Source organism: Streptomyces sp. E-08 (genome assembly GCF_049913095.1).
Classification (GTDB): Bacteria; Actinomycetota; Actinomycetes; order Streptomycetales; family Streptomycetaceae; genus Streptomyces.
Window position 1 is genome coordinate 3,317,907 of sequence record NZ_CP183971.1, and the last position, 23,710, is coordinate 3,341,616.

The window sequence follows — 23,710 nt, forward strand, 5'->3', positions numbered from 1 at the left end:
TCAGTCCTTCTCGTACGGGTCGGGCAGCGAGTTGTCGCGGGAGTGCAGACGCGAGTCCCGGACGTACTTGACCAGTTCCTCGTCGAGGTAGTTCCGGTCCTTCTCGCTCCAGCCGGGGGCGTTGGCGTAGGCGATGCCGGGGCGGAGCGAGTTCTCCTTGCCCATGGCGAGCGCCTCGTCCGACAGGTCGTCCGACTTCTTCTTCAGCAGCTCGTCCTTCTCGTACTTCTCGGCCATGTCGTCGGCCTCCATGCCGATGACCGTGGTGACCGCGCCGCCCACCGTCTCGGCGGCCAGCGGTACCAGTACGCCACCGGCGCCACCGGTCAGGACCGCGATGCCGCCCGCCGCCGCCGCGCCGACACCGAACTTGACCCATTCGGTCGTCTTGCCGACGGCCTTCTTGTGCTCCTCGGAGTCCTTCTCGTAGTCCTTGTCGATCTGCGCCATACGGGTCTCGTCCAGGATGCCCTGCGCCTCCGAACCGACCCGCAGCGTGGTCCGCGCGTCGGTGAGGTCCCGGTCGTCGAAGGTGGAGCCGGGCTTGGGGCCCACCTGGTCGAGGACGCTCGTCGTGTACAGCGACTCGGCCGCCGAGAGCGTGGAGTGGCCGGTCTCGCTCTGCGCCACGATGCCCATGAAGTTGACGGCGTCGCCGCGGTTCCAGAGCAGCCCGGTGTCGAACTCGGAGCCGAAGCGGGACTTGCCGTCGGCACCGTTGAAGCCGAACGGCGAGTTCTTCTTCTCCTCCATCGTCGTGTCGCTGTCCGTCTCCAGGGAACGGTTCAGCTCGTCGATGTAGGCGGCGCCCATCTTGCCGAGGCTGTCGTCGATGCCCGGCTGCTTGTGCATGTACTTCGGGTCGTCGCCGTACCGCTCGACGACCTTCTGCATGACCTCGGCGTTCTCCTTGGTCCGTACGTCCTTCAGGCCCTCGGGGTCGGCGTCGTACGGGTGGCCGGTGGTCGCGGACTCTAGTGCGTGACCGAGCGCGTTGTAGCCGGGCTCCTTGGTGCGGTCACCCTTGTCGTTGAGCTCCTCGGGCCACTCGCGGTCCTTGGTGAAGTAGTCGAACGGGTCGATCTTCTTGTCGTCCTTGGTGTTCTCGGGCGTGAGATCGATGTCGCCGTTGAAGAACTCCGTCGACGCCTTCGGGCTGTGCCCGAGGCCTTCCATGAAGCCGATCATGGGGTCGTTGCCCAGATCGCCGCCCATCCAGTTCAGGTGGCTCGGCCCGCCGGTCAGCTGGCGCCAGGCCCGGTCGGCGGGCAGCGCCCCGTCGTGGGTCATCTTCCGCTCGGTGATGACGAGCCCGTTGCCGTAGTCCTTGAGGAACTTGTCGTCGTAGTCGCCGACGCGCATCAGGTTGCTCATGACCTGGAAGCCGTACGGGCTGGTGCCGCGCGTGTGGATCGGCTCGCTGCCGGCCTTGATGACGTCGGCCTTCCACTGCTCCATCTCGGGGCTCGTGGAATGGGTCGCGGTGGCGAGCGTCAGACTCCAGTTCGTCTGGAGTTCCTTGAGCTTGTCGCGGTGGTCGACGCCGAGCCGCGAGCCGTCGCTCGGGTCGCCCATGTCGGCCCAGTACTCCATGCTGCCCTTCGGCCCGACCTCCAGGGCGAACTTCTCGGCGAAGTACGGGTCCTTCTGGTTGGCCTTGAAGAGCGCGTTGAGCTTGTCGATCTCCTCCGGGGTGGCGTCGTCGCCCTTCTTGTACAGCTCGTAGGCGGCGTGCGCGTCCTCGGCGTCCTGCGCCTTCGAGGCGGCCTTGAGGGAGTCGTAGTTCGTGCCGGAGAAGTTCATCTTGTCGTTGCCGACGAGTCCGCGCAGGGCGCGGGAGGCGACGTCGTCGGCGTTGTTGGCCTTGTCGATCGCGGCCTTGATCGCCGAACGCATCGCCTCGAAGTCGGCCTGCTCGGGCTTGGGCCCGTCGTAGTCCTTGGCGCGGCGGTCGGGGTGGATCAGGTAGCTGACGACGCCGTCCGGGTCGATGCGGATGCCCTTGCCCGGGGCCTCCGAGACGAGCTTCTCCAGCTCGGTCTTGGCGGCGGTGAACTCGCCCTCCGCGTCCCGCAGGATGTTGCGGATGCTGCTCGCCTCGGTGAGGGCGTCGCCGAACTCCTTGGCCGTCTTCCGGACGAACGCCTGCGTCACGCCGGCGTTCTCGCCCTTCCAGTCCGCCTTGTCGGCCTTGCCCTGGAGACCGGTCTCCGCCTTCTCCTTGGTCTTCTCCAGCTTGGTCACCGTCTCCGACCAGACGGTGACGGCCTCCTTGAGACCACTCAGGTGGGCGTGGAGGACCTGGTCGAACTTCAGCATCTGTTTCCCTCGTCAGCCGCCGTTGCCGGCTCAGGCTCAGTTGAAGTGCTTGTCGATCTCTGACATGGAGAAGTTCGTGACCAGCACTTCTTCATGGTTGGCGTGGCTGATGACCGTGTCTTCGAGGTGGTTGTGGATGTGCGCGCAGGCGCTGAGGAGCGCCTCGGCCTGGCCGCGCCAGGTGTCCCACATCGTCCACATCGCGGAGCCCGTCAGGAACCCGTCGCCGTCCAGGCCCTTGGCCGCGGCGTCGGTCTGGGCGCCCGCGTGGAAGGCGTCGCGCTCGAACCAGTGGAAGAGCTCCTGGGCCTCGTTGCCGATGGCCTTGAGGTCGGCGGAGGTCACCTTGTAGTCACTGGCCCCGCCGCCACCACCGCCACCGGGGTCCATGGGCACGCTGTTGAGCCTCATCGCCGCGCTCTCGCTGCGGACTTGGCTCCACTCCTCGTCGAACGACATCTACTTCCCCATGAGTGAGTTACGGACGGCGGGCGGCGGAAGGTTCCGGCTCAGCTCCGCCGCGAGCGAAGGACGGTGACGGCGACGGCGGCGCCGACGAGCACGGCGGCACCGATCCCGAGGCCGATCCAGAGGCCGGTGTTGCCACCGTCGTCGGTGGCGGAGGCTGCCTGGGGGACGGGGGCCGGGCTGGTGGTGGACTGCGACGGGGCCGGGTCCGCCGCACCGGAGGCGGAGGCGGACGGGGTCGCGGTCGCGGCCTCGGTGAGGTCGTCGATGGGACGGACGTCGGCGGGACCGGGGTCGCCGGGCGTCTTCAGCGTACGCAGCGGGCGGATGGCGCCGAAGCCGATGTAGTCGCTGCGCTTCTCGCCCCCCTTGGGCTTCGCTGCGGTGTCGAGCATGACCTTCAGGACCTGGTTGTTGGTCCAGTCGGGGTGCTTCGACCAGAGGAGCGCGGCGGCGGCGGAAGCGAGGGCGGTGGCGTCACTCGTACCGGTGGACTTGCACATGCCGGTGCCACCGCCGCAGGCGTGCACCATGTCCTTTCCGGGGGCCACCAGGTCGACCTGCGAGCCGTACTGAGCCGTCGACACATGCTTCGCCTTGTTGTCGACGGCGCCGACGCCGACGACCCCGGGGGTCGCTCCCGGATACTCCACCATGTTGCCCTTGTCGCCGGTGTTCCCGACGGATGCGAAGACGAGCGCACCTCTGCCCAGCGCGTATTTCACCGCATCGGTGAGAGCCTGCGAACCCGCTCCCGCTCCCAGGGAGACGTTGATGACCTTGGCACCCGAGTCGGCTGCGTACTTGATCGCAGGCGGCACGACGCGATTGAACTCCTCGTCGCTGTCCGCCATGCTCCCCTCGCCGGCATCGAGACCGGAGACGCGCACCGGAAGGATCTTGGAGCCCGGCGCCAGACCGAAGGCTCCGTTCCCTCCGTCCCGGTCTCCGGTTCCCGCGATCAGACCCGCCATGCCGGTGCCGTGCCCGGTGTAGTCGGTGAACTGATCGCCGGACTCGTCGGTCGCGAGGTCCTTGCCTTCGAGTACCTGACCGCGCAGGTCGGGGTTGGACTTGTCCACGCCCGAGTCGATCACCGCGACGGTGACGCCCGCACCGGTGCTGAGCTGCCAGATCTCCTCCGCGCCCATGGCGTCCAAGTGCCACTGCTGGGCGCGGAAGTTCTCCGCGTGGGCGGGAACGGAAGCGATGCCCACCAGCAGCATCCCCAAGGCGGCCGAGGCGGTGGCTCCGGCACGGCTCCGACGAACACTGCTGGTACGCATCTGCTTCCTCGCGCTGATCAGTCGATGACGGGGGGCGCCACGCGGCGGCCCTGCTGCCAGGTCTCCTCGTCCTCGACCAGGTAGTCGGGACGCTCTCCGTTCTGCTCCTCGCGCTCGCCCGGCTTCGCGGCGTTTCCGCCGCGCACCAGGCCGGAGCCACCGGCCGTGAAGGGCTTCCCGCCTCCCGCGGCACCGGCGCGCTGCGCCTTGCCGCCGACGACGCCGCCCGTCTCGCCGGCGAGGCGCCGCCCGCCGGTGATGCCGCTCTGGCCGGTCGCGCCGCCCATGGAGCCGCCCATGCCGTGTGATCCGCCCATGCCGCGGCCCATGCCCGTCCGGTTGTTCTGTCCGGTGGGCTCGTTGCCGACGACGGTGCTGCGCGGGATGCCGGTCTGCGGTCGGCCCGTGGTGCTGGGAACCTGGCGACCGCCGCTGATGCCCTCACGGGGCATGCCGGGGCCGTTGCGGAGTCCGCCGGTCAGCGGACCCCGGGGGTTGCTGGTGCCACCGGTGACGGGCGAGGTGGGACCCAGGGGGCCCGGACCGCCCTTCGGGGACAGCGGCGGCATGCCGGGCGTCACGATCGGAGGCATGCCTCCGTCCGGCTTGGTGACCGGCGGCGGGCCGCCCGGGAACTGCGTCGTCGGCACCGTGATGTCCGGCTTCGGCGGGGTCTGCACGCTGTCGATGCCGAGGTCCACAGGTGCGTCGGGCCGGACCTCGGGCTTGACGACGTGCGTCGGACCGGACGGGTCGCCCGTGGGCGGGACCGTGGGCATGTCGGGCGTGGTCCGGGTGTCGGGCGGGGTATGCGTGGTCCGCGTCCCCGTACTCGTGTCCGTGCTGGTGCCGGTGCCGGTGGAGCGCTGGCCGGTCCCCTGCGAGGAGCCGAGGTAGGAGCCGCTGTCCCGGCCGTCGGGCGTTTCCGGCACGAACGCGCCCGGCGGCGGCGGGAACGTGGGCGGCACCTCGTTCTTCATGCGGAGGCTCGACCACTGGTAGGTGGACGAGAGGCGGTACATCTCGTCCGCCGCCGCCTGCTGGTTCTCCTTCTCCTTCGCCTCGATGGCCGCCAGCTCCTCGCTGGGGGACATCTCGCTCCGGGCGTTGCGGGCGATGGTCTGGGAGTCGGGGTCGTTGTGGGCCTTCAGCGCCGCTTGCAGGTTCTCCTTGGCGGCCGCGTGGGAGGTGTAGCGAGGCATGGCGCTCTGCGCCGAGGCGATGGCGGACGAGTTGTCCTCCATCGCGACGGATCCGCGCCCGGCGTAGTCCGAGAGGTGCGTGGTCGAGTTGGCCACGTTGGTGGCCCACTCGACGAAGGCCTTCTCGGCCTCGCCCTCCCAGTCCATGTTCCTCATGCTGGCGCGCAGGTCCTCGGCGATCCTGGCCATCTGCGACGAGACGGTCTTCAGCCGCCGCGCCGCGTCACCCACGTAGTAGCTGCTCGCCTCGTCCAGCCACGCCAGCATCTGCTCGTGCTTCATGCCGGCGAAATTGGTTCCGCCGCCTCCGCCGCCCTCTGCAGGCCTCATCCTTCGCCTCTTCCCCGTGTCCCCGAAATTCCGTCCGCACGCCCCTACTTGAAGGAGCCGTCACCCTCGGCCGCGTCGTTGCCTCCGTGGCTGGACTCCTTGTCCGCCTTCGCCTTGGCGTCAAACGTCCGCTGGTGGATCTGGATCATCTTGCGCTTGATGTCGTCGTCCATCTCCTCCATGCCGTTCTTGGAGGCGACGACCGCGATCCCGAGCCCTTCCAGGCAGTCGTTGAGCAGACCGGAGAGCTCGACCAGGCTGTGAAGCGTCTCGTTGTACGCCGAGTAGGCGCCCTGCGCCTCGGACCAGGCCGCCCCGCCCCCGCCGAACTGCGTGCGCGTGACCGGGTCCGACTTCAGCTTCGGAGCGCTCGCGTCGGAGCCCTGGAGCTGGGTGATGAGCTCCTCGACGCCCTGCTTGAACTTCTGCATGGAGTCGGCGCTGTATTTGACGGCCTGCGTCCGCATCCCGGACGACATCCCATCCAACTCTGCTCGCATGACGCGACCTCCCCCGTGAACCACCACGCCGTGTACCGCAACAAGTCTAGAAGTTCACTGTAGTCAGGAAGGACGACAGTCCGCACCTCTCAGTTGCACAAGCAACGGACATCACATGGTTACGAATTGGGAACGGCGACCGCCGCCTGGGGGCGGATCGGGAGGCGGTTGACCGGGCGGCCCGTCGCCGCTCGTACCGCTGAGGCCACTGCGGCGGGTGAGGTGACGACCGGGATCGCGCTCGCCGCCTTCGCGCCGAAGGGGGCCACCACATCGCGTTCCTCGACGAGTTTCACGATGCGAATGTCCGGGGCATCCAGGGATGTCGGGAGTGCGTACCCCGTGAAGTCGGGGTGCCGGACCAGGCCACGGGCCGTGCGGAGGTTCTCCGTGAGGGCCGCGCCCACGCCCTGGGTGACGCCCGCCTCGATGCGGGCGGCGAGCTGGGCGGGGTTCAGGATGCGGCCGACGTCCTGCGCGACGGCCATCTCCACCACGCGCACCGCGCCGAGTTCGATGTCCACGTCCACGACCGCGCGGATCGCGCAGAAGGCGAGGCCGACGAACGCGTCGCCCTGGCCGGACTCGTCCAGGGGCTCGGTGGGGTGCGGGCGGCACTGGGCGGTCGCCCAGAGTTCCTTGCCGTCCATCGCCTCCGTGACCGTGGTCGACAGGACGCCGTCGTACGAGGTGATCTTGCCGTCCGTGATCTGGAGCAGCTCCGTCGACATGCCGAACTTGTGGGCCAGCGGCTGGAGAAGCTGCGTACGGACCATCTTCGCGGCCCGTTCCACCGCCCCGCCCGACACCCAGGTGTGGCGGCCGTGGGCGGCCGGTCCGGCCGGCGGCTGGTCGGTGTCGACAGGGGCCACGTGGACCTCGTCGATGCCGAGGGTCTCCTGGACGATCTGGCGGGCGAGGGTCGAGAAGCCCGAGCCCGTGTCCACGGCCGAGCAGATGACCGTGGCCACCCCGTCCATGACGCGCACGGTCGCCGTCGACACCTCGTCGGTGCCCTCCGCCCCCAGCATGTGCACCATGCCGAGCGCGTAGCCCACGCCCCGCCGCACCGCCCCGGGTTCGCCCGCGCCCTCGGGACCGCCGGGCAGCAGCCAGTCGCCCTCCGGGGTGTCCTTCGGCAGCGGGGGCAGGGGGAAGTCCCGCACGGCGGCGAGCAGTTCGGCCACCGGGGCCGGGCACGTCACCGTCTGGCCCGTGGGCAGGATGTCGCCCGTCGCCATGACGTTCCGCATGCGCAGCTCGGCCGGGTCCACGCCCAGCTTCGCGGCCAGCTTGTCCATCTGGGCCTCGTACGCCGCGCACACCTGCATCGCGCCCTCGCCCCGCACATGGCCGGAGGGGGGGTTGTTGGTGCGGACCGCCCAGCCTTCGACGAAGGCGTGCGGCACCACGTACGGGCCGCAGGCGAAGGCCACGGCCGCCGCGAGCGACTCCGACGACGAGTCCGCGTACGCGCCCGCGTCGAGCAGGATCTGCGCCTCCACCTTCACCAGGCGCCCCTCCGCGTCCGCGTGGTGGCGGTAGCGCAGCAGGGTGGGGTGGCGGTGGGCGTGGCCGAGGAAGGACTCCTCGCGCGTGGCGGTGAGTTTGACCGGGCAGCCGGTGCGCAGCGCGAGCAGCCCCAGCGGGATCTGGAAGCCCGGGTCCTCGCGGTCGCCGGTGGCGCCGGGGACTCCGGTGACGACCAGTTTGACCTGCCCGGGCGGCAGCCCGAAGCAGGCGGCGGCCAGGTCGCGGTCGGTGTGCGGGTCGGTGGAGGCCGTGTAGATCTCCACTCCGCCGTCGGGGCGCGGCACGGCGAGGCCCGCCTCGGCTCCGATCGGCGCCGGGTCCTGGCGGCCGATCCGGTAGAGGCCCTCGACGACGATCTCGCCCGTCGCTTCCGGGTCGCCGAAGCTCAGCGGGATGTGCCGGATCAGGTTCCCGTCGGGGTGCAGCGCCTCGGCCTCGAACGCCTTCTCCGGGTCCGTCACCGGGTCGAGCACCTCGTACTCGACGTCGATCGCCGCGGCGGCGAGCCGGGCCGTGTCCGGGTGGTCGGCGGCGACGGCCGCGAGGGCCTCGCCGTGGTGCCGGACCAGTTCGGAGGCGAAGACGGGCCGGTCGGCGACCCGCCGCCCGTAGGTGGCCGCGCCCGGCACGTCGGCGGCCGTCACCACGGCCCGGACGCCCGGCATCGCGGCCGCGGCCGTGGTGTCGATCGACACGATCCGGGCGTGCGGGTGCGGCGAGCGCAGGATCGCGGCCCAGAGCAGCCCTTCGGCCCACAGGTCGGAGGCGTACGGGAACGTGCCCTCGGTCTTCGCCCGCGCCTCGGCCTGCGGGAGCGAGGTGCCGAGGCCGTGCGCGGCCGGCTCCTGTCCGGGGCCCCCGGGGGTGTCGAGAGCCGTGGGAGCGGCGGTGGTCGCGTCGCTGCTCACGCCATGCCTCCGTCGTGCGGGTGGGGAATCTGGTGCGGGACACGGGCCTCGCCGGCCGTCTCGGGCGCGCCGGCCGAGGCGGCGGCCTCGCGCTCGGCGACGACGTCGCGGACGGCGTCGAGCACGCCCCGGTAGCCGGAGCAGCGGCAGAGGTTGCCCGCGAGGGCCTGGCGGGTCTCCAGCTCCGTGGGGGCGTGGTTGCCCTCCAGGAGGTCGTGCACGGTCATGCACATGCCGGGGATGCAGAAGCCGCACTGGACGGTGCCGCAGCGGGCCATCGCCCGCTGCACGTCCGAGGGCTCGCCGTCGGACGCGAGGCCCTCGACGGTCCGCACCTCGCTGCCGGCGGCGGTCGCCGCGGGCACCAGGCAGGAGGCCACGAGCCGGCCGTCGACCTGCACGTTGCACGCGCCGCACTCGCCCTGCGAGCAGCCGTCCTTGGCCCCGGCGAGGCCGAGGCGCTCGCGCAGGACGTAGAGCAGCGACTCGCCGATCCAGGAACCGGTGACGGGGCGGTCGGTGCCGTTGACCCGCAGGGTGTACGAGGTGTGGGGGTGCTCGTCGCTGTCCGTGGACGCGTCCACGGGGGGCGCGGGCACGGGGGCGGGGGCCGGGGCCTGCGCCTCCGGGGCCGTGGCCGGGACCTGGGCCTGGGCCTGGGCCTCCGCAGCCTCGACGTCCGGCACGACGTCCGGTGCGGCATCCGGTGCGACGTCCGGCTCGGCCTCCGGAGCCGTCTCCTCCGCACCGTTCCCGGCAGCCTCCGCGGACCCCGCGGACTCCTCGGGCTCCACGGCCTTCCCCGACTCCGCCGCGGGCTCCTCCGGAAGCGCCCAGGGCGCGGGCGCGCCGCCCGGCAGCGTCGCGGGAGCCTCGGCGTAGGAGGCCGGCGTCACCGCCACCTCCGGCTCGGCCCCCTCCTGCCGGGGCGCCTCGGCCACGGCCGGGATCTGCCACTGGCCCGTGGCCCCCGGGTCGGCGGCCGGTGCCACGGCCTCCTCGAAACGCCACTCGGCCGTCGCGTGCGGGTCCTGCGGGTCCTGCTGGTCCTGCTGGTCCGGCTCCGCGTGGTCGAGGTGCTCGACGACGTTCTCGACGTACGCGGGCGGCTGGAAGTGCTCACCACCCCGGAAGGAGTCGCCCCGGAAGGAACCGTCCTGGAAAGAACCGTCCTCGAACGAACCGTCCTGGAACGAGCCGCCTTGGAGCGAACCGTCCCCGAACTCACGGTCCCGGAACGAACCGTCCCCGAACTCGCCGCCCGTGAAGTACTGCGTCTGCTGCGCCTCGGTCGGGACGTGCACCGTCCAGCTGCCCGTCGCCGCCGGGTCCGTCGCCGGGGACGGGGCGAGCGGCTGGAGCGGAGTGATCATCGGCGGCACGTAGCCGTGGCCCGGCGCCTCCAGGGGGACGCCGTCCAGCATGAAGTCGGGCGGGAGCTGGACGAAGGCGGTGGCGTCGCCGTCGTACCCCTCGCTCTGCGGAAGGGGCTCCCATCCGCCCCGGTACCCGTGCTGGTCGTGCTGGTCGTCGCTGCTCACGCGAGTGCCCTCCCCAGTGCCCGTCGGGCGAGTGCGGCGACGGTGCGCCGCAGGTGCAGTACGGCCGGGGGCAACTGTTCGTCGCCCGGCGGGTCAGGGATGCAGGCGGCGGCGACGTACTCGCCGAAGGCCGCGAGCGCCTCCGGGGCGAGCCCCCGGTCGTTGTCCCAGTCCACCAGCGAGGCGATCCAGCGCTCCGCCTCCAGCGGGCGCAGCGGCATGGGCGCGACGGCGCCGACCGCGCAGCGCACGCCGCGCCGCGCCGGGTCGAGGACGACGGCGACGGAGGCGGTGGCGCGGGCCGGGCCGGTGCGGCCGGTGGCCTTGACGAAGACCTGGGGGGCGTGGAGCAGCGGGACGCGGACGAAGGCGACGAGCTCGCCGGGGGCGAGCAGGTCACGGCCGGCGAGGAGGTGGGAGACGGGGATCTCGCGGCTGCCGAGCGGGCCGAGGACGACGAGGTCGGCCTCCAGGGCGGCGAGGACGGGCAGGGAGTCGCCGGTGGGCGCGGCGGTGACGACGTTGCCGCCGAGGGTGCCCGCGTTGCGGATCTGGGGCGGCCCGGCGGCGCGGGAGGCGGCGGCGAGGGCCGGGATGAGGGCGGCGAAGTCGGGGCGGCCCATCCGGGCGTGGGTGAGGCCCGCGCCGAGGAGGGCGTGGCCGTCCTGGTACTGCCAGCCGCGGATCTCGTTGATGCGGCTCAGCCCGACGAGTCCGGCGGGGCGGAGCTGGCCCTTGTTGACGGCGGCCATGAGGTCGGTGCCGCCGGCGACGGGCACGGCGGCCGGCATGGCCGTGAGCGCCGCCACGGCCTCGTCGAGCGAGGCGGGCAGCGTCACGGACTGCGCCGTCTGTGGTGCGTGCGTGGTCAACCCGCTGCCCCTTCCCGGTGTCCCGGTGGTCCCCGACTGTGCCCGGCCGTCGCGCCTGCGAGCGGGCGGTACGACGTGCCTGCGTGTGGGCGTACCGTACGTGCTCACAGGCCGGACGTGGCAACTCTGGCACATCTTCCGAGGAGTCCGGCGCGAGGGTCCGCGAAGGACTGTTCCGTCCGGAACGCACCGGGTGGGGCGGTAACTTCCGTTTCGACGCTCTTGGGTGACCGGCGGCGCCGGGCCCCTCACACGTTCGGGGGCGTGCCCTCCAGGGGGCGGCCGAGGACCCCCGGGCGCCGCTGCCAGGGGTGGGGTCCGGCGGGCGGGCGGTGGTCGACGCCGAGTGCTTCCAGGCGCCGGTAGTGGGTGCGCATGCGGCGCTCGAAACCGGCGTGGTCGCGCGCCTCCGGCGCGGGGAGCGCGGACCAGGCGACCTCGGCGAAGGCGGCGAGGCGCGGGAAGACCTGGTAGTCGACGCGGGAGCGGTTCTCCATGACCTCGGTCCAGACGTTGGCCTGGGTTCCCAGGATGTGGGCGGCGGCCTCGGGCGCGAGGCCCGGCGGGACGGGCTCGAAGCGGTAGACGTCCTCCAGGGTGCGGACGTATCCGATGGGCATCGGTTCGTCGTCGCCCGGCGCCTGACGGTGGTCCAGGTAGACGTGCTGTTCGGGGCACATGACGACGTCGTGGCCGGCCTCGGCGGCGGCGATCCCGCCCGCGTACCCCCGCCAGGAGGACACGGCCGCTCCTTCGGCGAGGCCGCCCTCCAGGATCTCGTCCCAGCCGATGAGGCGGCGTCCGCGGGCGGCGAGCCAGCGGTCGAAGTGGCGGATGAACCAGGACTGGAGCTCGTCCTCGCCGGCGAGCCCGAGCTCCTTGATGCGGGCCTGTGCGGCCGGGGAGGCCTTCCACTGGTCCTTGGGGCACTCGTCGCCGCCGATGTGGACGAAGGTGGACGGGAAGAGGCCGAGGACCTCTTCGAGGACGCCCTCGTAGAAGCGGAGGACGGCGTCCGTCGGGGCGAGGACGTTCGGGTTGACGCCCCAGGTGTCCCAGACGGTGAGGGCGGCTGTGTCGACGACGTCGGTGTTGCCGAGCTCGGGGTAGGCGGCGATGGCGGCCTGCGCGTGGCCGGGGAGGTCGATCTCCGGGACGACGGTGATGTGCCGCTCGGCGGCGTACGCGACGATCTCGCGGATGTCGTCCTGGGTGTAGAACCCGCCGTGCGGGGTCTCGGTCCACAGCGGCGAGGCCCGGTGTCCCCACTTGGTGCGGGCGCGCCAGGCGCCGACCTCGGTGAGCTTCGGATGGCGCAGGATCTCGATGCGCCAGCCCTGGTCGTCGGTGAGGTGGAAGTGGAAGACGTTCAGCTTGTGGGCGGCGAGGAGGTCGAGGTAGCGCAGGACGTCGTCCTTGGGCAGGAAGTGCCGGGAGACGTCGAGGAGGAGGCCGCGCCAGCCGAAGCGGGGCGCGTCCTCGATCGTCACGTACGGCAGGTCCCGGGCTGGTTCCTTCCGTACGGGCGCCTTGCGGTACGCGTCGGGCCCGAGGAGCTGACGGAGGGTCTGGGCGCCCCAGAAGACTCCTGCGGGGCCGCCGCCCTCGATGGCGACGGCGGCGTCGGGGCCGCCGACCGTGAGCCGGTAGCCCTCGGGGCGCCCGGTCTCGGCGCCGATCCTGAGCCGGATCGCGTGCGGCCCGGCGCCGTCGGCGAAGGACAGCCCGGTGGCGGCGCCCAGGGCGGACCTCAGCCAGCGGGCGGTGGATTCCGTGCCCGGGCCCGCGTCGAGCGTGGTGCGCTCGTCGAGCGTGACGCACCCGGGGGCGCTCCCCCGGTGCTCGACCGACAGCGGCGCCGGGATCAGGTCCATGGAGTGAGTCATCGCGTCAGTCCTTCACCGCCCCGCCGAGTCCCGAGACCAGGCGGCGCTGTACGAGTACGAAGAAGACGAGCACCGGGATCGTCATCACGGTCGACCCGGCCATGATTCCTCCCCAGTCGTTCTCGTCGGGCTTGAAGAAGACGAGCAGCGCCATCGGCAGGGTGGACTGCGAGGTGTCGCTGATGAGGAAGGACTTCGCGAAGAGGAAGTCGTTCCAGGTCGAGATGAACGAGAAGACGCTCGTCGCCACGAGGCCGGGGAAGACCAGCGGGAAGAGGATCTGCCACAGGAAGCGGGTGCGGCTCGCGCCGTCGATCTGGGCCTGTTCCTCCAGCGCCTCCGGGATGGCCTTCACGAAGCCGCGCAGCATCCAGATCGCGAACGGCAGCGAGAACGCGATGTGCGGCAGGATCAGCGAGCCGAGGGTGTTGAGCTGGCCGAAGTCCCGCATGAGGAAGAACAGCGGGATGGTCAGCGCCTCGACCGGCACCATCTGGGCGACGAGGAACATGACGAGCAGCGTCGTCCGGAACCGGAAGCGGAAGCGGGTGACGGCCGTCGCCGCGAGGAAGGCGATGAGGGCCGAGGCGAGGACGACCGTGCCCGCGACGATCAGCGAGTTGACGAAGTACCGGCCGAACTCCTGCTGGTCGAAGACGCGCCGGAAGGAGTCGAGGGACGGGGACAGCGTCCACGGCCGGGGGTGCGCGGACTGGATCTCGCCGGCCGGTTTGAGGGCCGAGAGGACCATCCAGTACAGCGGGAAGGCGACGGCGGCGGCGACGAGCAGGGTGACGGCCTCGGCGGCGAGGCGCCCGGGTCGCCGTATGCGGAACGTACGGGAGGTGGTCACAGTTCTTCTCCCTGGCGTCGCAGCAGGCGCAGGTAGACCAGCGTCACGGCCAGCAGGATCAGCAGCATGACGACGCCGATCGCCGAGCCCAGGCTGTACTGGGACGAGGCGAAGGCCTTCTGGTAGGCGTACACGTTGAGGACGAGGTTCTGGCCGGCGATGCCGCCGCCGTTCGTCATCACGTAGATCTGGGTGAAGAGCTTGAAGTCCCAGATGATCGACTGGATCGTGACGACGACCAGGATCGGGCGGAGCACCGGCGCCATGACCGAGCGCCAGATCCGCCACTGCGAGGCGCCGTCGAGGGCGGCGGCCTCCAGGACCTCGGCCGGGATGGCCCGGATGCCGGCGTACACCGTCACCATCACGAACGGGAACGAGCACCAGACGACTTCGAGGAGGACCAGGGCGAAGGCGCTGTACCGCCCGTACGTCCAGGAGAAGTCGCCGAGCCCGAGCAGCCGGTTGACGGGGCCGAAGTCGGGGTCGAAGAGGAAGACCCAGACGGTGGAGCCGGTGACGGCGGGGGTCGCCCAGGCGCCGAGCGCGGCCAGCATCAGGACGAGCCGGGGCAGGGCACGCACGCGCGTGAGCAGCACGGCGAGGGAGCAGCCGACGGCGAGGGTGGTGACGACGCAGGCGGCGGCGAAGACGACGGTGGCGAGGAGGACCTGGCGGAACTGGGGGTCGCCGAAGAGGGCGGTGTAGTTGGCGAAGCCCTGGAAGGAGGTCGGTTCGCCGCCGCTGACCTGGGCCTGGGTGTACTCCAGGAAGGAGATCAGGCCGAGCTGGTAGACGGGGTAGACGAGGAGTCCGCCGAGGACGGCGAGGGCGGGCAGCAGGTAGAGCCAGGGGGTCCAGGGGCTGGTGCGCCGGGGGGCGCGGGGGGTCCGGGGGGCTGTCTTCACCGGCTCGGCGGGGCGGGTGAGCTGGGTCGTCGTCATGCGGCTCAGCCCGCGGCCGCGAACGCCGCGTCCATCTTCTTCGCGGCGTCGCCGGAGGCCGTCGCGACGTCCTTACGGCCGCTGACGACCTCCTGGAACATCGTGGGCAGCACGAGGGAGGCGTCGATCTGGCCCCAGCCGGGGGACGCCGGGACGAACCGGGTGCCGGCGCCGAGGGTGTCGATGAAGGGCTTCACGAAGGGCCGGCGCTGGGCGGCGGCGGTGCGGACGTCGGTGTACGTGGGCAGGAAGCCCATCGCGTCGAACAGCCTGCCCTGGGTCTCCTTGCCGGTGAGGGACTTGAGGAGGTCGATGGCGAGGGTGCGGTGGGAGGTGCTCTTCAGGACGCCGATGTTGTTGCCGCCGGCGAAGGCGGGGGCGATGGAGCCGGGGGTGGTGCCGGGCAGCGGGACGACGGCGTACTTGCCCTTCACGGCGCCGGCCTCGACGGCGGCGTGGCTGAAGTCGCCGCCGATGGCCATGCCGGCCTTGCCGGAGGCGAAGGCGGTGACGGTGGCGTTGCCGCCCATCTGGGCGCACTTGGCGGCCGGGCAGTTGTCGTCGCCGAAGAGCGAGGTGTACGTGCTGATGCCCTTGCGTGCGGCCTCGCTGTCGACGGCGGCCTTGTACGTGGCGCCGTTCGCGGTGGCGAGTTCGCCGCCGGCGGCCCAGACGAAGGGCATGGCGCCGTAGGTGTAGGCGCCGCCGACGGCGATGCCGTACAGCTCGGGCTTCGCCTTGCGGATCTTCTTGGCGGTGGAGACGAGTTCGGCCTGGCTCTTGGGGGCGGTGAGGCCGAGCTCCTGGAACACGTCGGTGCGGTAGTAGAGGGCGCGGACGCCGACGAAGAGCGGGGCGCCGTAGACCTTGCCGCCGACGGTGACGGACTGCCGGGCGGTGGGGTCGGTGTCCTTGGCGTCGTCCCAGGCGGCGAACTCGGCGCTGATGTCGGCGAGTCCGCCGTCCTCGACGTATCCGGCGGTGTCGGTGTTGCCGTACTCGATGAGGTCGGGCGCGGACTTCGGGTCGTTGAAGGCGGCCTTGACGCGCTGGGCGCGGGTCTCGACGGGGATGTACTCGACCTCGACCTTCGCGCCCGCGTGGCTCTTCTCGAAGGCGGCGACGGCCTGCTGGACGACCTGCTCCTTGGGCTTGTTGCCGACCTCCTGGAAGAGCCAGACGCGCAGGGTCCCGCTCTTGTCGTCGGCCGCGGCCGCGCCGCCGGACGTCTGGGGCGCGCAGGCGGTGGCGGTGAGACCGGCCAGCAGGAGTGCGGCGGCCAGGGCGGTGACGGGGGTCCCCCCTGCTCGGGCGGAGCCGAGAGCTCGGGGGAGGGCGGGAAGCTTCAGGGCGGACTTCATGGCGGATCCCCTCCGAATGCATGCGTTGCATCATGTGCAATGTGCGTTTCGTGCTGCACAACACGCGTGAGGTTAGGCGTGCCTCCGGCGGGCCGACAAGAGGTCTCGACCACCTCAACCACTCCGTGACCGGCGAAAGCACCCCGTGCAACGGCGCACGGAGGACCCGGAGACGCGGAACGGCCCCCGTCGTGCGTACCGAAGTACGCACGACGGGGGCCGTCCCCGACGTCAGGACCCGCTTATTTGTCCTTGCCGCCCTTGTCCTTGTCGCCACCGCCGGCGCCCATGGAGTCGTAGATCTCCTTGCACATCGGACAGACCGGGTACTTCTTGGGGTCGCGCCCCGGCACCCAGACCTTTCCGCACAGCGCCACGACGGGCGTGCCGTCGAGCGCGCTCGCCATGATCTTGTCCTTCTGGACGTAATGGGCGTAGCGCTCGTGGTCGCCGTCACCGTGGGACACCTGCGGCGTCGGCTCGACGAGGGTTCCCGTACCTGCCCCGCGCTCGGGCTCGAGAGTGCTCATAACCGCCAAGGGTACTGAAAGCCGGGGCTCAGTTGAGGGACGGGTCGTCCGGGTACGTCGCGATCATCGCGAGTTCGCCGCGCTGCCGTCGCAGCACCTGCCGCCAGAGCGTCTCGGGGCGCGGCGAGGACACGTCGCCGGGTTCCGACTCGACCACGTACCAGGCCCCGTCGCCGAGCTCGGACTCCAGCTGGCCGGGGCCCCAGCCCGCGTACCCCGCGAAGATCCGCAGCGACCCGAGCGCCGGTCCGAGCAGCTCGGGAGGGGTCTCCAGGTCGACCAGGCCGATCGCGCCGTACACCCGCCGCCAGCCGAGGGGGCCCTCGTCGCCGGGGATGACGGCGAGGCCGAGGGCCGCGTCGAGCGAGACGGGGCCGCCCTGGAAGACGACGCCGGGTTCGCCCGCGAGGGTGGCCCAGGGCGCGAGGATGTCGCCGACGGTCACCGGTGTGGGCCGGTTGAGGACGACGCCGAGCGACCCCTCGTCGTCGTGGTCGAGCAGCAGGACCACCGCGCGGTCGAAGTTGGGGTCCGCCAGCGCGGGGGTGGCCACGAGCAGCCGTCCTGTGAGCGAGGACACCTCGGTCATGCGACACATGATCCCGCATCTTCGTCGTTCGCGGGGGTTGTCGGACGGGATGCGGGGAAGCCGGGGACCAGCGCGGTTCGGGAGGGGCACGGTCACGGCGGCGGGGTATCCCGCGAGAACAAGCGGACGGTGACGCTCCGCAAGATCACGGGAACAGAGGGTGTTGTGCCGAATTCATTACATCTGACAGGCCCCCCGAGGCATCCGATCGGGGTCTCATGGCCCCTTACCCTTTTCACTGGCCACCCGTCGGACCCCACTTTCGGAACGCGAGATTCATGACCGGCACAGACGATGTCCTGCTTGTCCACGGCGGAACCCCGCTGGAGGGCGAGATCCGCGTCCGCGGCGCGAAGAACCTCGTGCCCAAGGCGATGGTCGCCGCCCTGCTCGGCAGCGGCCCCAGCCGCCTGCGCAATGTGCCCGACATCCGTGACGTCCGCGTCGTCCGCGGGCTGCTCCAGCTGCACGGAGTGACGGTCCGCCCCGGCGAGGAGCCCGGCGAGCTCGTCCTCGACCCGACGCACGTCGAGTCCGCCAACGTGGCCGACATCGATGCCCACGCCGGTTCGTCGCGCATCCCGATCCTCTTCTGCGGCCCGCTGCTGCACCGCCTCGGCCACGCCTTCATCCCGGGCCTGGGCGGCTGCGACATCGGCGGCCGGCCCATCGACTTCCACTTCGACGTGCTGCGCCAGTTCGGCGCGACCATCGAGAAGCGGGCGGACGGCCAGTACCTGGAGGCCCCTCAGCGCCTTCGCGGCTGCAAGATCCGCCTGCCGTACCCCTCGGTCGGCTCGACCGAGCAGGTGCTGCTCACCGCCGTCCTCGCCGAGGGCGTCACCGAGCTGTCGAACGCGGCCGTGGAGCCCGAGATCGAGGACCTGATCTGCGTCCTGCAGAAGATGGGCGCGATCATCTCGATCAACACCGACCGGACCATCACGATCACCGGTGTCGACAAGCTCGACGGCTACACCCACCGGGCGCTCCCGGACCGCCTGGAGGCGGCCTCCTGGGCGTCGGCGGCGCTGGCGACCGAGGGCAACATCTACGTGCGCGGCGCCCAGCAGCGCTCGATGATGACCTTCCTCAACACGTACCGGAAGGTCGGCGGCGCCTTCGAGATCGACGACGAGGGCATCCGCTTCTGGCACCCGGGCGGCTCGCTCAACGCGATCGCCCTGGAGACGGACGTGCACCCCGGCTTCCAGACGGACTGGCAGCAGCCGCTGGTCGTGGCCCTGACGCAGGCCTCCGGCCTGTCCATCGTCCACGAGACGGTGTACGAGTCCCGGCTCGGCTTCACCTCCGCGCTCAACCAGATGGGTGCGCACATCCAGCTGTACCGCGAGTGCCTGGGCGGCTCCGACTGCCGCTTCGGCCAGCGGAACTTCCTGCACTCGGCGGTCGTGTCCGGCCCGACGAAGCTCCAGGGCGCCGACCTGGTCATCCCCGACCTGCGCGGCGGCTTCTCGTACCTGATCGCCGCGCTCGCGGCCCAGGGCACGAGCCGGGTGCACGGCATCGACCTGATCAACCGCGGCTACGAGAACTTCATGGAGAAGCTCGTCGAGCTCGGCGCGAAGGTCGAGCTCCCGGGCAGCGCGCTGGTCTAGGCACCGCACGCGGGCCCCGTGACGCCTTCACGGGGCCCGTGAAGGCGTCACGCGCCCCGTACGGGCACGAACGAAAGGGCGGCCACCCCCTGACAGGGTGGCCGCCCTTTCGGCGCCTACAGGCTGCCTTACTTGCCCTTGGCGGCTTCCTTGAGCTTCGAGCCCGCGGAGACCTTCACGCTGTAGCCGGCCGGGATGTCGATCGGGTCGCCGGTCTGCGGGTTACGAGCGGTGCGAGCGGCACGGTGGGTGCGCTCGAAGGTCAGGAAGCCGGGGATGGTGACCTTCTCGTCACCCTTGGCGACGACCTCACCGACGGTCTCGGCGAGAGCGGCCAGCACGGCGTCGGCGTCCTTGCGGGTCACCTCGGCGCGGTCGGCCAGGGCGGCCACCAGCTCACTGCGGTTCATGTTGTTACTCCCGTGTTCTTCTTGCCTGTGAGGCGTGCCACGCGGCGGAAGCCGCGCGATTGGGTACAGCGAAGCCGATGCTGCCAGGGCCCTCGGACAGTCCCCGGACCCGGGTCAAATGACAGACCCTCGCGCCCAAACACGCATCCTGCCCCCACCAGCGGCGGGAACGCCAATCCGGCACCCCCGCGGGTCACACGAAAAGCGCCAGAGCCCCGTGGTGGTGACGTTCTGTCGACACCACGAAAACCACGCGGAGCCGAAAAGCCACCCTAAAGGCGGGTTTACGGCTCCGCGAATCGCGACGCGCCGTCAGCGCCCGGACGGCGCCGCGCCCGAGCCCGCGGCCTTCGCCGCGGTCCGGACCGCGCCGGCGACCGCGCCGGCGACCTTGTCGTTGAAGACCGACGGGATGATGTAGTTCGGGTTCAGCTCGTCCTCGGTGACCACGTCGGCGAGGGCGGACGCCGCCGCCAGCATCATCTCCGTGTTGACCGTACGGGACTGGGCGTCGAGCAGACCGCGGAAGACACCCGGGAAGACCAGCACGTTGTTGATCTGGTTCGGGAAGTCCGAGCGGCCGGTGGCGACGACGGCGGCGGTCTGCCGGGCGGCGGCCGGGTCGACCTCCGGGTCCGGGTTCGCGAGCGCGAACACGATGGAGCCCTCCGCCATGGCGGCGACGTCCTCGGCGCCGAGCAGGTTCGGCGCGGAGACGCCGATGAACACGTCCGCGCCGACGACGGCCTCCTTGAGGGTGCCGGTGACGCCCTCCGGGTTGGTGTTGTCGGCGATCCAGCGCAGCGGGGTGCCGGGGGCGGCCTCCACCAGGTCCTCGCGGTCCGCGTGCACGACGCCGTGGATGTCGGCGACGACGGCGTGCTTCACACCGGCCGCGATCAGCAGCTTGAGGATGGCCGTACCGGCGGCGCCGGCACCGGACATGACGACCCGTACGTCGCCGATGCCCTTGCCGACCACGCGCAGCGCGTTGGTGAGCGCGGCGAGGACGACGATGGCGGTGCCGTGCTGGTCGTCGTGGAAGACGGGGATGTCGAGCGCCTCGCGCAGCCGGGCCTCGATCTCGAAGCAGCGGGGCGCGGAGATGTCCTCCAGGTTGATGCCCGCGAAGCCGGGCGCGATCGCCTTGACGATCGCGACGATCTCGTCGGTGTCCTGCGTGTCGAGGCAGAGCGGCCAGGCATCGATGTCGGCGAAGCGCTTGAACAGGGCCGCCTTGCCCTCCATGACCGGCATCGCGGCCATCGGGCCGATGTTGCCGAGGCCGAGGACGGCGGAGCCGTCGGTGACGACCGCGACGGTGTTGCGCTTGATGGTGAGGCGGCGGGCGTCCTCGGGGTTCTCGGCGATCGCCATGCACACGCGGGCGACGCCCGGGGTGTAGATCATGGAGAGGTCGTCACGGTTGCGGATGGGGTGCTTCGACGCCATCTCGATCTTGCCGCCGAGGTGCATCAGGAACGTACGGTCGGAGACCTTGCCGAGGACGACGCCCTCGATGGTGCGCAGCTGCGCGACGATCTCGTCGGCGTGCGCGGTGGAGGTCGCGGCGATGGTGACGTCGATGCGGAGCTTCTCGTGGCCGGAGGCGGTCACGTCGAGGCCGGTGACGGATCCGCCGTGGGACTCCACCGCCGTGGTGAGCTGGGAGACCGCGGTTCCGCTCGCGGGAACCTCCAGCCGGACCGTCATCGAGTACGAGACGCTGGGCGCCGTTGCCATGGCCGAGTTCCTCTGCTTTCCCTGAGCTTCGTTGCTACGCCGCCCCGGCTGGTTGCCCTGGCGGCGCCCTCCGATGGTCGCACCTACCTGCCGGTAGCAGGTAATGCGGTCATTTTGTTTTCGGAAAGTAGTTTCCACCATACGAGAACCCATGGGGAAACAGAAGAGGCCCCCGTCACCGGAGGTGACAGGGGCCTCAACTTCGTACGTATGTCTAAGTGGCACCGACCCGCCATGCTCGCCTCGCGGCAAGTGGTCCCTCTGAGGGACGAAGGTTGGGCCCGGGGGCTTGGATCGAGCCGGTGCCACGACAAGGCTAACAAACCACCCTGGCTGGTGATTCCAGCGCCACAGGTTGACCGGAAATCAGCCCTGCGGTCTTGACCGGCCCGCTCCCGCCCGCGGTCCTGAGCGGCTCAGTCCCGCAGCAGGTCCGGAACCCCGGCCCCGTCCGGCATGTCCCGGTCGCCCGAGAGCACCGTCAGGGCCTGCGTGGACCGGGTCAGGGCCACGTAGAGCACCCGCAGACCGGCCGGCGACTCGTCCGCGATCTCCGCGGGCGAGACGACCACCGTCGCGTCGTACTCCAGGCCCTTCGCCTCCAGGGAACCGAGCGCCACCACCCGGTCGCCCAGGTCGGCGAGCCAGCGGGCGGCCTCACGGCGCCGGTTCATGGCGACGACGACACCGACCGTGCCGTCCACGTCGGTGAGCAGCCGCTGCGCCTCGGACCGTACGGTTTCAGCCAGATCCGCCTTGGCCGGGACCGTCACGAAGCGGGGTTCGACGCCCGTCGAGCGGACCGCGCGCGGCGACTCCTTGCCCGGCATGGCGAGCGCCAGGACCTTCGCGGCGAGCTCGGCGATCTCCGCCGGGTTCCGGTAGTTGACGGTCAGCTCGAAGCGGCGCCGCGGCCGGGAGCCGAGTGCCTCGTCCCGGGCCTCCGCGGCCTCGTCCGGGTCCGACCAGGAGGACTGCGCCGGGTCGCCGACGACCGTCCAGGTGGCGTGCCGGCCGCGGCGGCCGACCATCCGCCACTGCATGGGCGTCAGGTCCTGGGCCTCGTCGACGATCACGTGCGCGTACTCGGTGCGCTCCGCGGCGAGCCGCTCGGCCCGCTCCCGCTGCGTCTCCTCCCGTACCGGCATCAGCTCCTCCAGACCCGTGAGCTGGTCCAGCGGGTCGTACTCCCGCTTCTTGCGGGGCCGGGCCGGGGCGCCGAGCAGGGTGTTCAGCTCGTCGAGGAGGGCGACGTCGTGGACGGAGAGCTCCCGGCGGCGCAGCGACCGCGCGAGCCGCCGCACCTCGCCCGGGTTGAGGATCCGGCGGGCCCAGCGGCCGAGCCGCCGCTCGTCGGACATCGCGTCGAGGACCTGACGGGGGGTGAGCTCGGGCCACCAGGCGTCGAGGAACGTCAGGAACGCGTCCTCGGTCGACACGTCCTCGTCGAAGGAGGAGCGCAGCTCGGCGGCGAGCTCGGGGTCGCTGTGCCGGCCGACGGCGCCGGACTTGGAGTACAGCGCGTCGAGGAGGAGCCTGCGGGCACGCGGCCGGAGCAGGTTGACCGGGGCGGTGCCGCCGAGGACGTTGTGGCGGATGCGACGGAGGTCGTCGGCCTCCAGCTCGAGGCGCCGCCCGAAGGCGACGACACGGAGCCGGGTGGGAGTGCCGGCGGAGACGGGCTCCTCCTCCCCCAGCTCGGGCTGGACCTTCGGCGCGGGGGTCTCCAGGGCACCCCGGGCGGCCTTCCGCAGCACGTGGACCATGCGGGAGGAGCCCTTGACGCGGGCGACGGCCGGCTCGTCGTACGCGGTGGCCTCGGCGCCGTCGACGAGCGAGCCGACGGCGCGGATCGCGACCTGGCCCTCCTCGCCGAGGGAGGGCAGGACGCCCTCGGTGTACGAGACGAGGAGCGGGGTCGGGGAGACGATCAGGATGCCGCCCGCGTACCGCCGCCGGTCCTGGTAGAGCAGGTAGGCGGCGCGGTGCAGCGCCACCGCCGTCTTCCCGGTGCCCGGCCCGCCCTCGACGTACGTCACGGAGGCGGCGGGCGCGCGGATGACGAGGTCCTGCTCCGCCTGGATGGAGGAGACGATGTCCCGCATGGTGTGGCTGCGGGCCTGGCCGAGCGCGGCCATCAGGGCGCCGTCGCCGATCACGGGCAGCTCGCGGCCGTCGAGCGTGGCGCGCAGCTCGGGGCGCATGAGGTCGTCCTCGACGCCGAGGACCTGCCGGCCCTTGGAGCGGATGACGCGGCGGCGCACGACCCGGCCGGGGTCGACGGGCGTGGACCGGTAGAAGGGCGCGGCGGCGGGCGCGCGCCAGTCGATGACGAGCGGGGCGTAGTCGGAGTCGAGGACTCCGATCCGCCCGATGTGGAGGGTCTCGCCGATGTCGGCGGTGTTGTCGGACCGTACGGCGTCCTCGGCGGGCTCGACGGACGTGTAGGCCCCGTCGGGACCCTTCTTCCCGTCCTTCCCGTACAGAAGGTCGATCCGGCCGAAGAGGAAGTCCTCGAACTCGTTGTTGAGACGGTTGAGGTGGATGCCGGCCCGGAAGACCTGGGCGTCCCGCTCTGCGAGGGCGCCGGGCGTGCCGACCTGGCCCCGCTGGGCGGCGTCGTTCATCAGGAACTCCGCTTCGTGGATCTTCTCCTCCAGTCGGCGGTAGACCTGATCCAGATGTTCCTGCTCGACACCGATCTCACGGTCTCTGACCGTGTCCACGGCTTCCTGCGCGGCCACCTAAGGCCCCCTTCTCACGTGCACTGGGCAGCCGTCGAGCGTACGCCACCGGGGGGTCTCGTGTCAGGCGTG

At 71.3% G+C, this 23,710-nt stretch carries 18 protein-coding genes; 1 reads left to right on the top strand and 17 read right to left on the bottom strand.

The annotated features are described in order from the left end of the window. The 14 genes from ACN9MM_RS15140 to ACN9MM_RS15205 all read right to left on the bottom strand — a co-directional run bounded on the left by ACN9MM_RS15140 (position 1) and on the right by ACN9MM_RS15205 (position 17,122). Entirely contained in the window at positions 1-2,319 is a 2,319-nt protein-coding gene (locus ACN9MM_RS15140) for a hypothetical protein (protein ID WP_426364108.1), read from the bottom strand. A 36-nt stretch (positions 2,320-2,355) separates the two neighbouring features. Then, complete coding sequence (locus ACN9MM_RS15145; protein WP_382855209.1) at positions 2,356-2,778, bottom strand: hypothetical protein; 423 nt, start codon at positions 2,776-2,778, stop codon at positions 2,356-2,358. A gap of 50 nt (positions 2,779-2,828) precedes the next feature. Further along, complete coding sequence (mycP, locus tag ACN9MM_RS15150; RefSeq protein WP_426364109.1) at positions 2,829-4,073, bottom strand: type VII secretion-associated serine protease mycosin; 1,245 nt, start codon at positions 4,071-4,073, stop codon at positions 2,829-2,831. A gap of 17 nt (positions 4,074-4,090) precedes the next feature. Beyond that, complete coding sequence (locus ACN9MM_RS15155) at positions 4,091-5,557, bottom strand: WXG100 family type VII secretion target (RefSeq protein WP_426364110.1); 1,467 nt, start codon at positions 5,555-5,557, stop codon at positions 4,091-4,093. A gap of 92 nt (positions 5,558-5,649) precedes the next feature. Beyond that, positions 5,650-6,105, bottom strand: a complete 456-nt coding sequence (locus tag ACN9MM_RS15160) for a hypothetical protein (protein WP_426364111.1) — start codon at positions 6,103-6,105, stop codon at positions 5,650-5,652. A gap of 119 nt (positions 6,106-6,224) precedes the next feature. After that, entirely contained in the window at positions 6,225-8,546 is a 2,322-nt protein-coding gene (locus ACN9MM_RS15165; protein ID WP_426364112.1) for a xanthine dehydrogenase family protein molybdopterin-binding subunit, read from the bottom strand. Next, a complete protein-coding gene (locus ACN9MM_RS15170) occupies positions 8,543-10,087 on the bottom strand; it encodes a 2Fe-2S iron-sulfur cluster-binding protein (RefSeq protein ID WP_426364114.1) in 1,545 nt (514 codons plus the stop codon). Before ACN9MM_RS15170 ends, ACN9MM_RS15165 begins: the two co-directional genes overlap by 4 nt. Continuing rightward, on the bottom strand, positions 10,084-10,959 hold the full coding sequence (locus tag ACN9MM_RS15175; protein WP_382855194.1) for an FAD binding domain-containing protein: 876 nt from the start codon (positions 10,957-10,959) through the stop codon (positions 10,084-10,086). Before ACN9MM_RS15175 ends, ACN9MM_RS15170 begins: the two co-directional genes overlap by 4 nt. 248 nt (positions 10,960-11,207) lie before the next feature. Further along, positions 11,208-12,845 carry a beta-N-acetylhexosaminidase gene (locus tag ACN9MM_RS15180; protein WP_426364115.1) on the bottom strand — a complete coding sequence of 546 codons (1,638 nt, stop codon included), beginning with the start codon at positions 12,843-12,845 and terminating at the stop codon, positions 11,208-11,210. 4 nt (positions 12,846-12,849) lie between these two features. Beyond that, complete coding sequence (locus ACN9MM_RS15185; RefSeq protein WP_426364116.1) at positions 12,850-13,698, bottom strand: carbohydrate ABC transporter permease; 849 nt, start codon at positions 13,696-13,698, stop codon at positions 12,850-12,852. Continuing rightward, entirely contained in the window at positions 13,695-14,642 is a 948-nt protein-coding gene (locus ACN9MM_RS15190; RefSeq protein ID WP_426364117.1) for a carbohydrate ABC transporter permease, read from the bottom strand. Before ACN9MM_RS15190 ends, ACN9MM_RS15185 begins: the two co-directional genes overlap by 4 nt. Positions 14,643-14,647: 5 nt before the next feature. Next, positions 14,648-16,003: an extracellular solute-binding protein gene (locus ACN9MM_RS15195; protein WP_426364118.1), complete on the bottom strand. Its 1,356-nt coding sequence runs from the start codon at positions 16,001-16,003 to the stop codon at positions 14,648-14,650. Positions 16,004-16,245: 242 nt separating this feature from the next. After that, entirely contained in the window at positions 16,246-16,533 is a 288-nt protein-coding gene (locus ACN9MM_RS15200) for a DUF3039 domain-containing protein (protein ID WP_015033918.1), read from the bottom strand. Positions 16,534-16,561: 28 nt separating this feature from the next. Then, positions 16,562-17,122 carry a YqgE/AlgH family protein gene (locus ACN9MM_RS15205; protein WP_382855183.1) on the bottom strand — a complete coding sequence of 187 codons (561 nt, stop codon included), beginning with the start codon at positions 17,120-17,122 and terminating at the stop codon, positions 16,562-16,564. A gap of 278 nt (positions 17,123-17,400) precedes the next feature. On the opposite strand from ACN9MM_RS15205, the gene murA reads away from it, so the two are divergent. Continuing rightward, the gene (murA, locus tag ACN9MM_RS15210; RefSeq protein WP_329851127.1) at positions 17,401-18,741 is read left to right on the top strand and encodes a UDP-N-acetylglucosamine 1-carboxyvinyltransferase; all 1,341 of its coding nucleotides are present in this window, start codon (positions 17,401-17,403) and stop codon (positions 18,739-18,741) included. Positions 18,742-18,869: 128 nt separating this feature from the next. Here the strand turns inward: murA and ACN9MM_RS15215 are convergent, their stop codons facing one another. The 3 genes from ACN9MM_RS15215 to ACN9MM_RS15225 all read right to left on the bottom strand — a co-directional run bounded on the left by ACN9MM_RS15215 (position 18,870) and on the right by ACN9MM_RS15225 (position 23,638). Next, positions 18,870-19,151 (bottom strand): HU family DNA-binding protein, encoded by a 282-nt coding sequence (locus ACN9MM_RS15215; RefSeq protein WP_015033921.1) that lies wholly within the window; start codon positions 19,149-19,151, stop codon positions 18,870-18,872. A 312-nt stretch (positions 19,152-19,463) separates the two neighbouring features. After that, entirely contained in the window at positions 19,464-20,894 is a 1,431-nt protein-coding gene (locus tag ACN9MM_RS15220) for an NAD-dependent malic enzyme (protein WP_426364119.1), read from the bottom strand. A gap of 416 nt (positions 20,895-21,310) precedes the next feature. Beyond that, complete coding sequence (locus ACN9MM_RS15225; protein WP_426364120.1) at positions 21,311-23,638, bottom strand: HelD family protein; 2,328 nt, start codon at positions 23,636-23,638, stop codon at positions 21,311-21,313. Positions 23,639-23,710 lie beyond the last annotated feature (72 nt).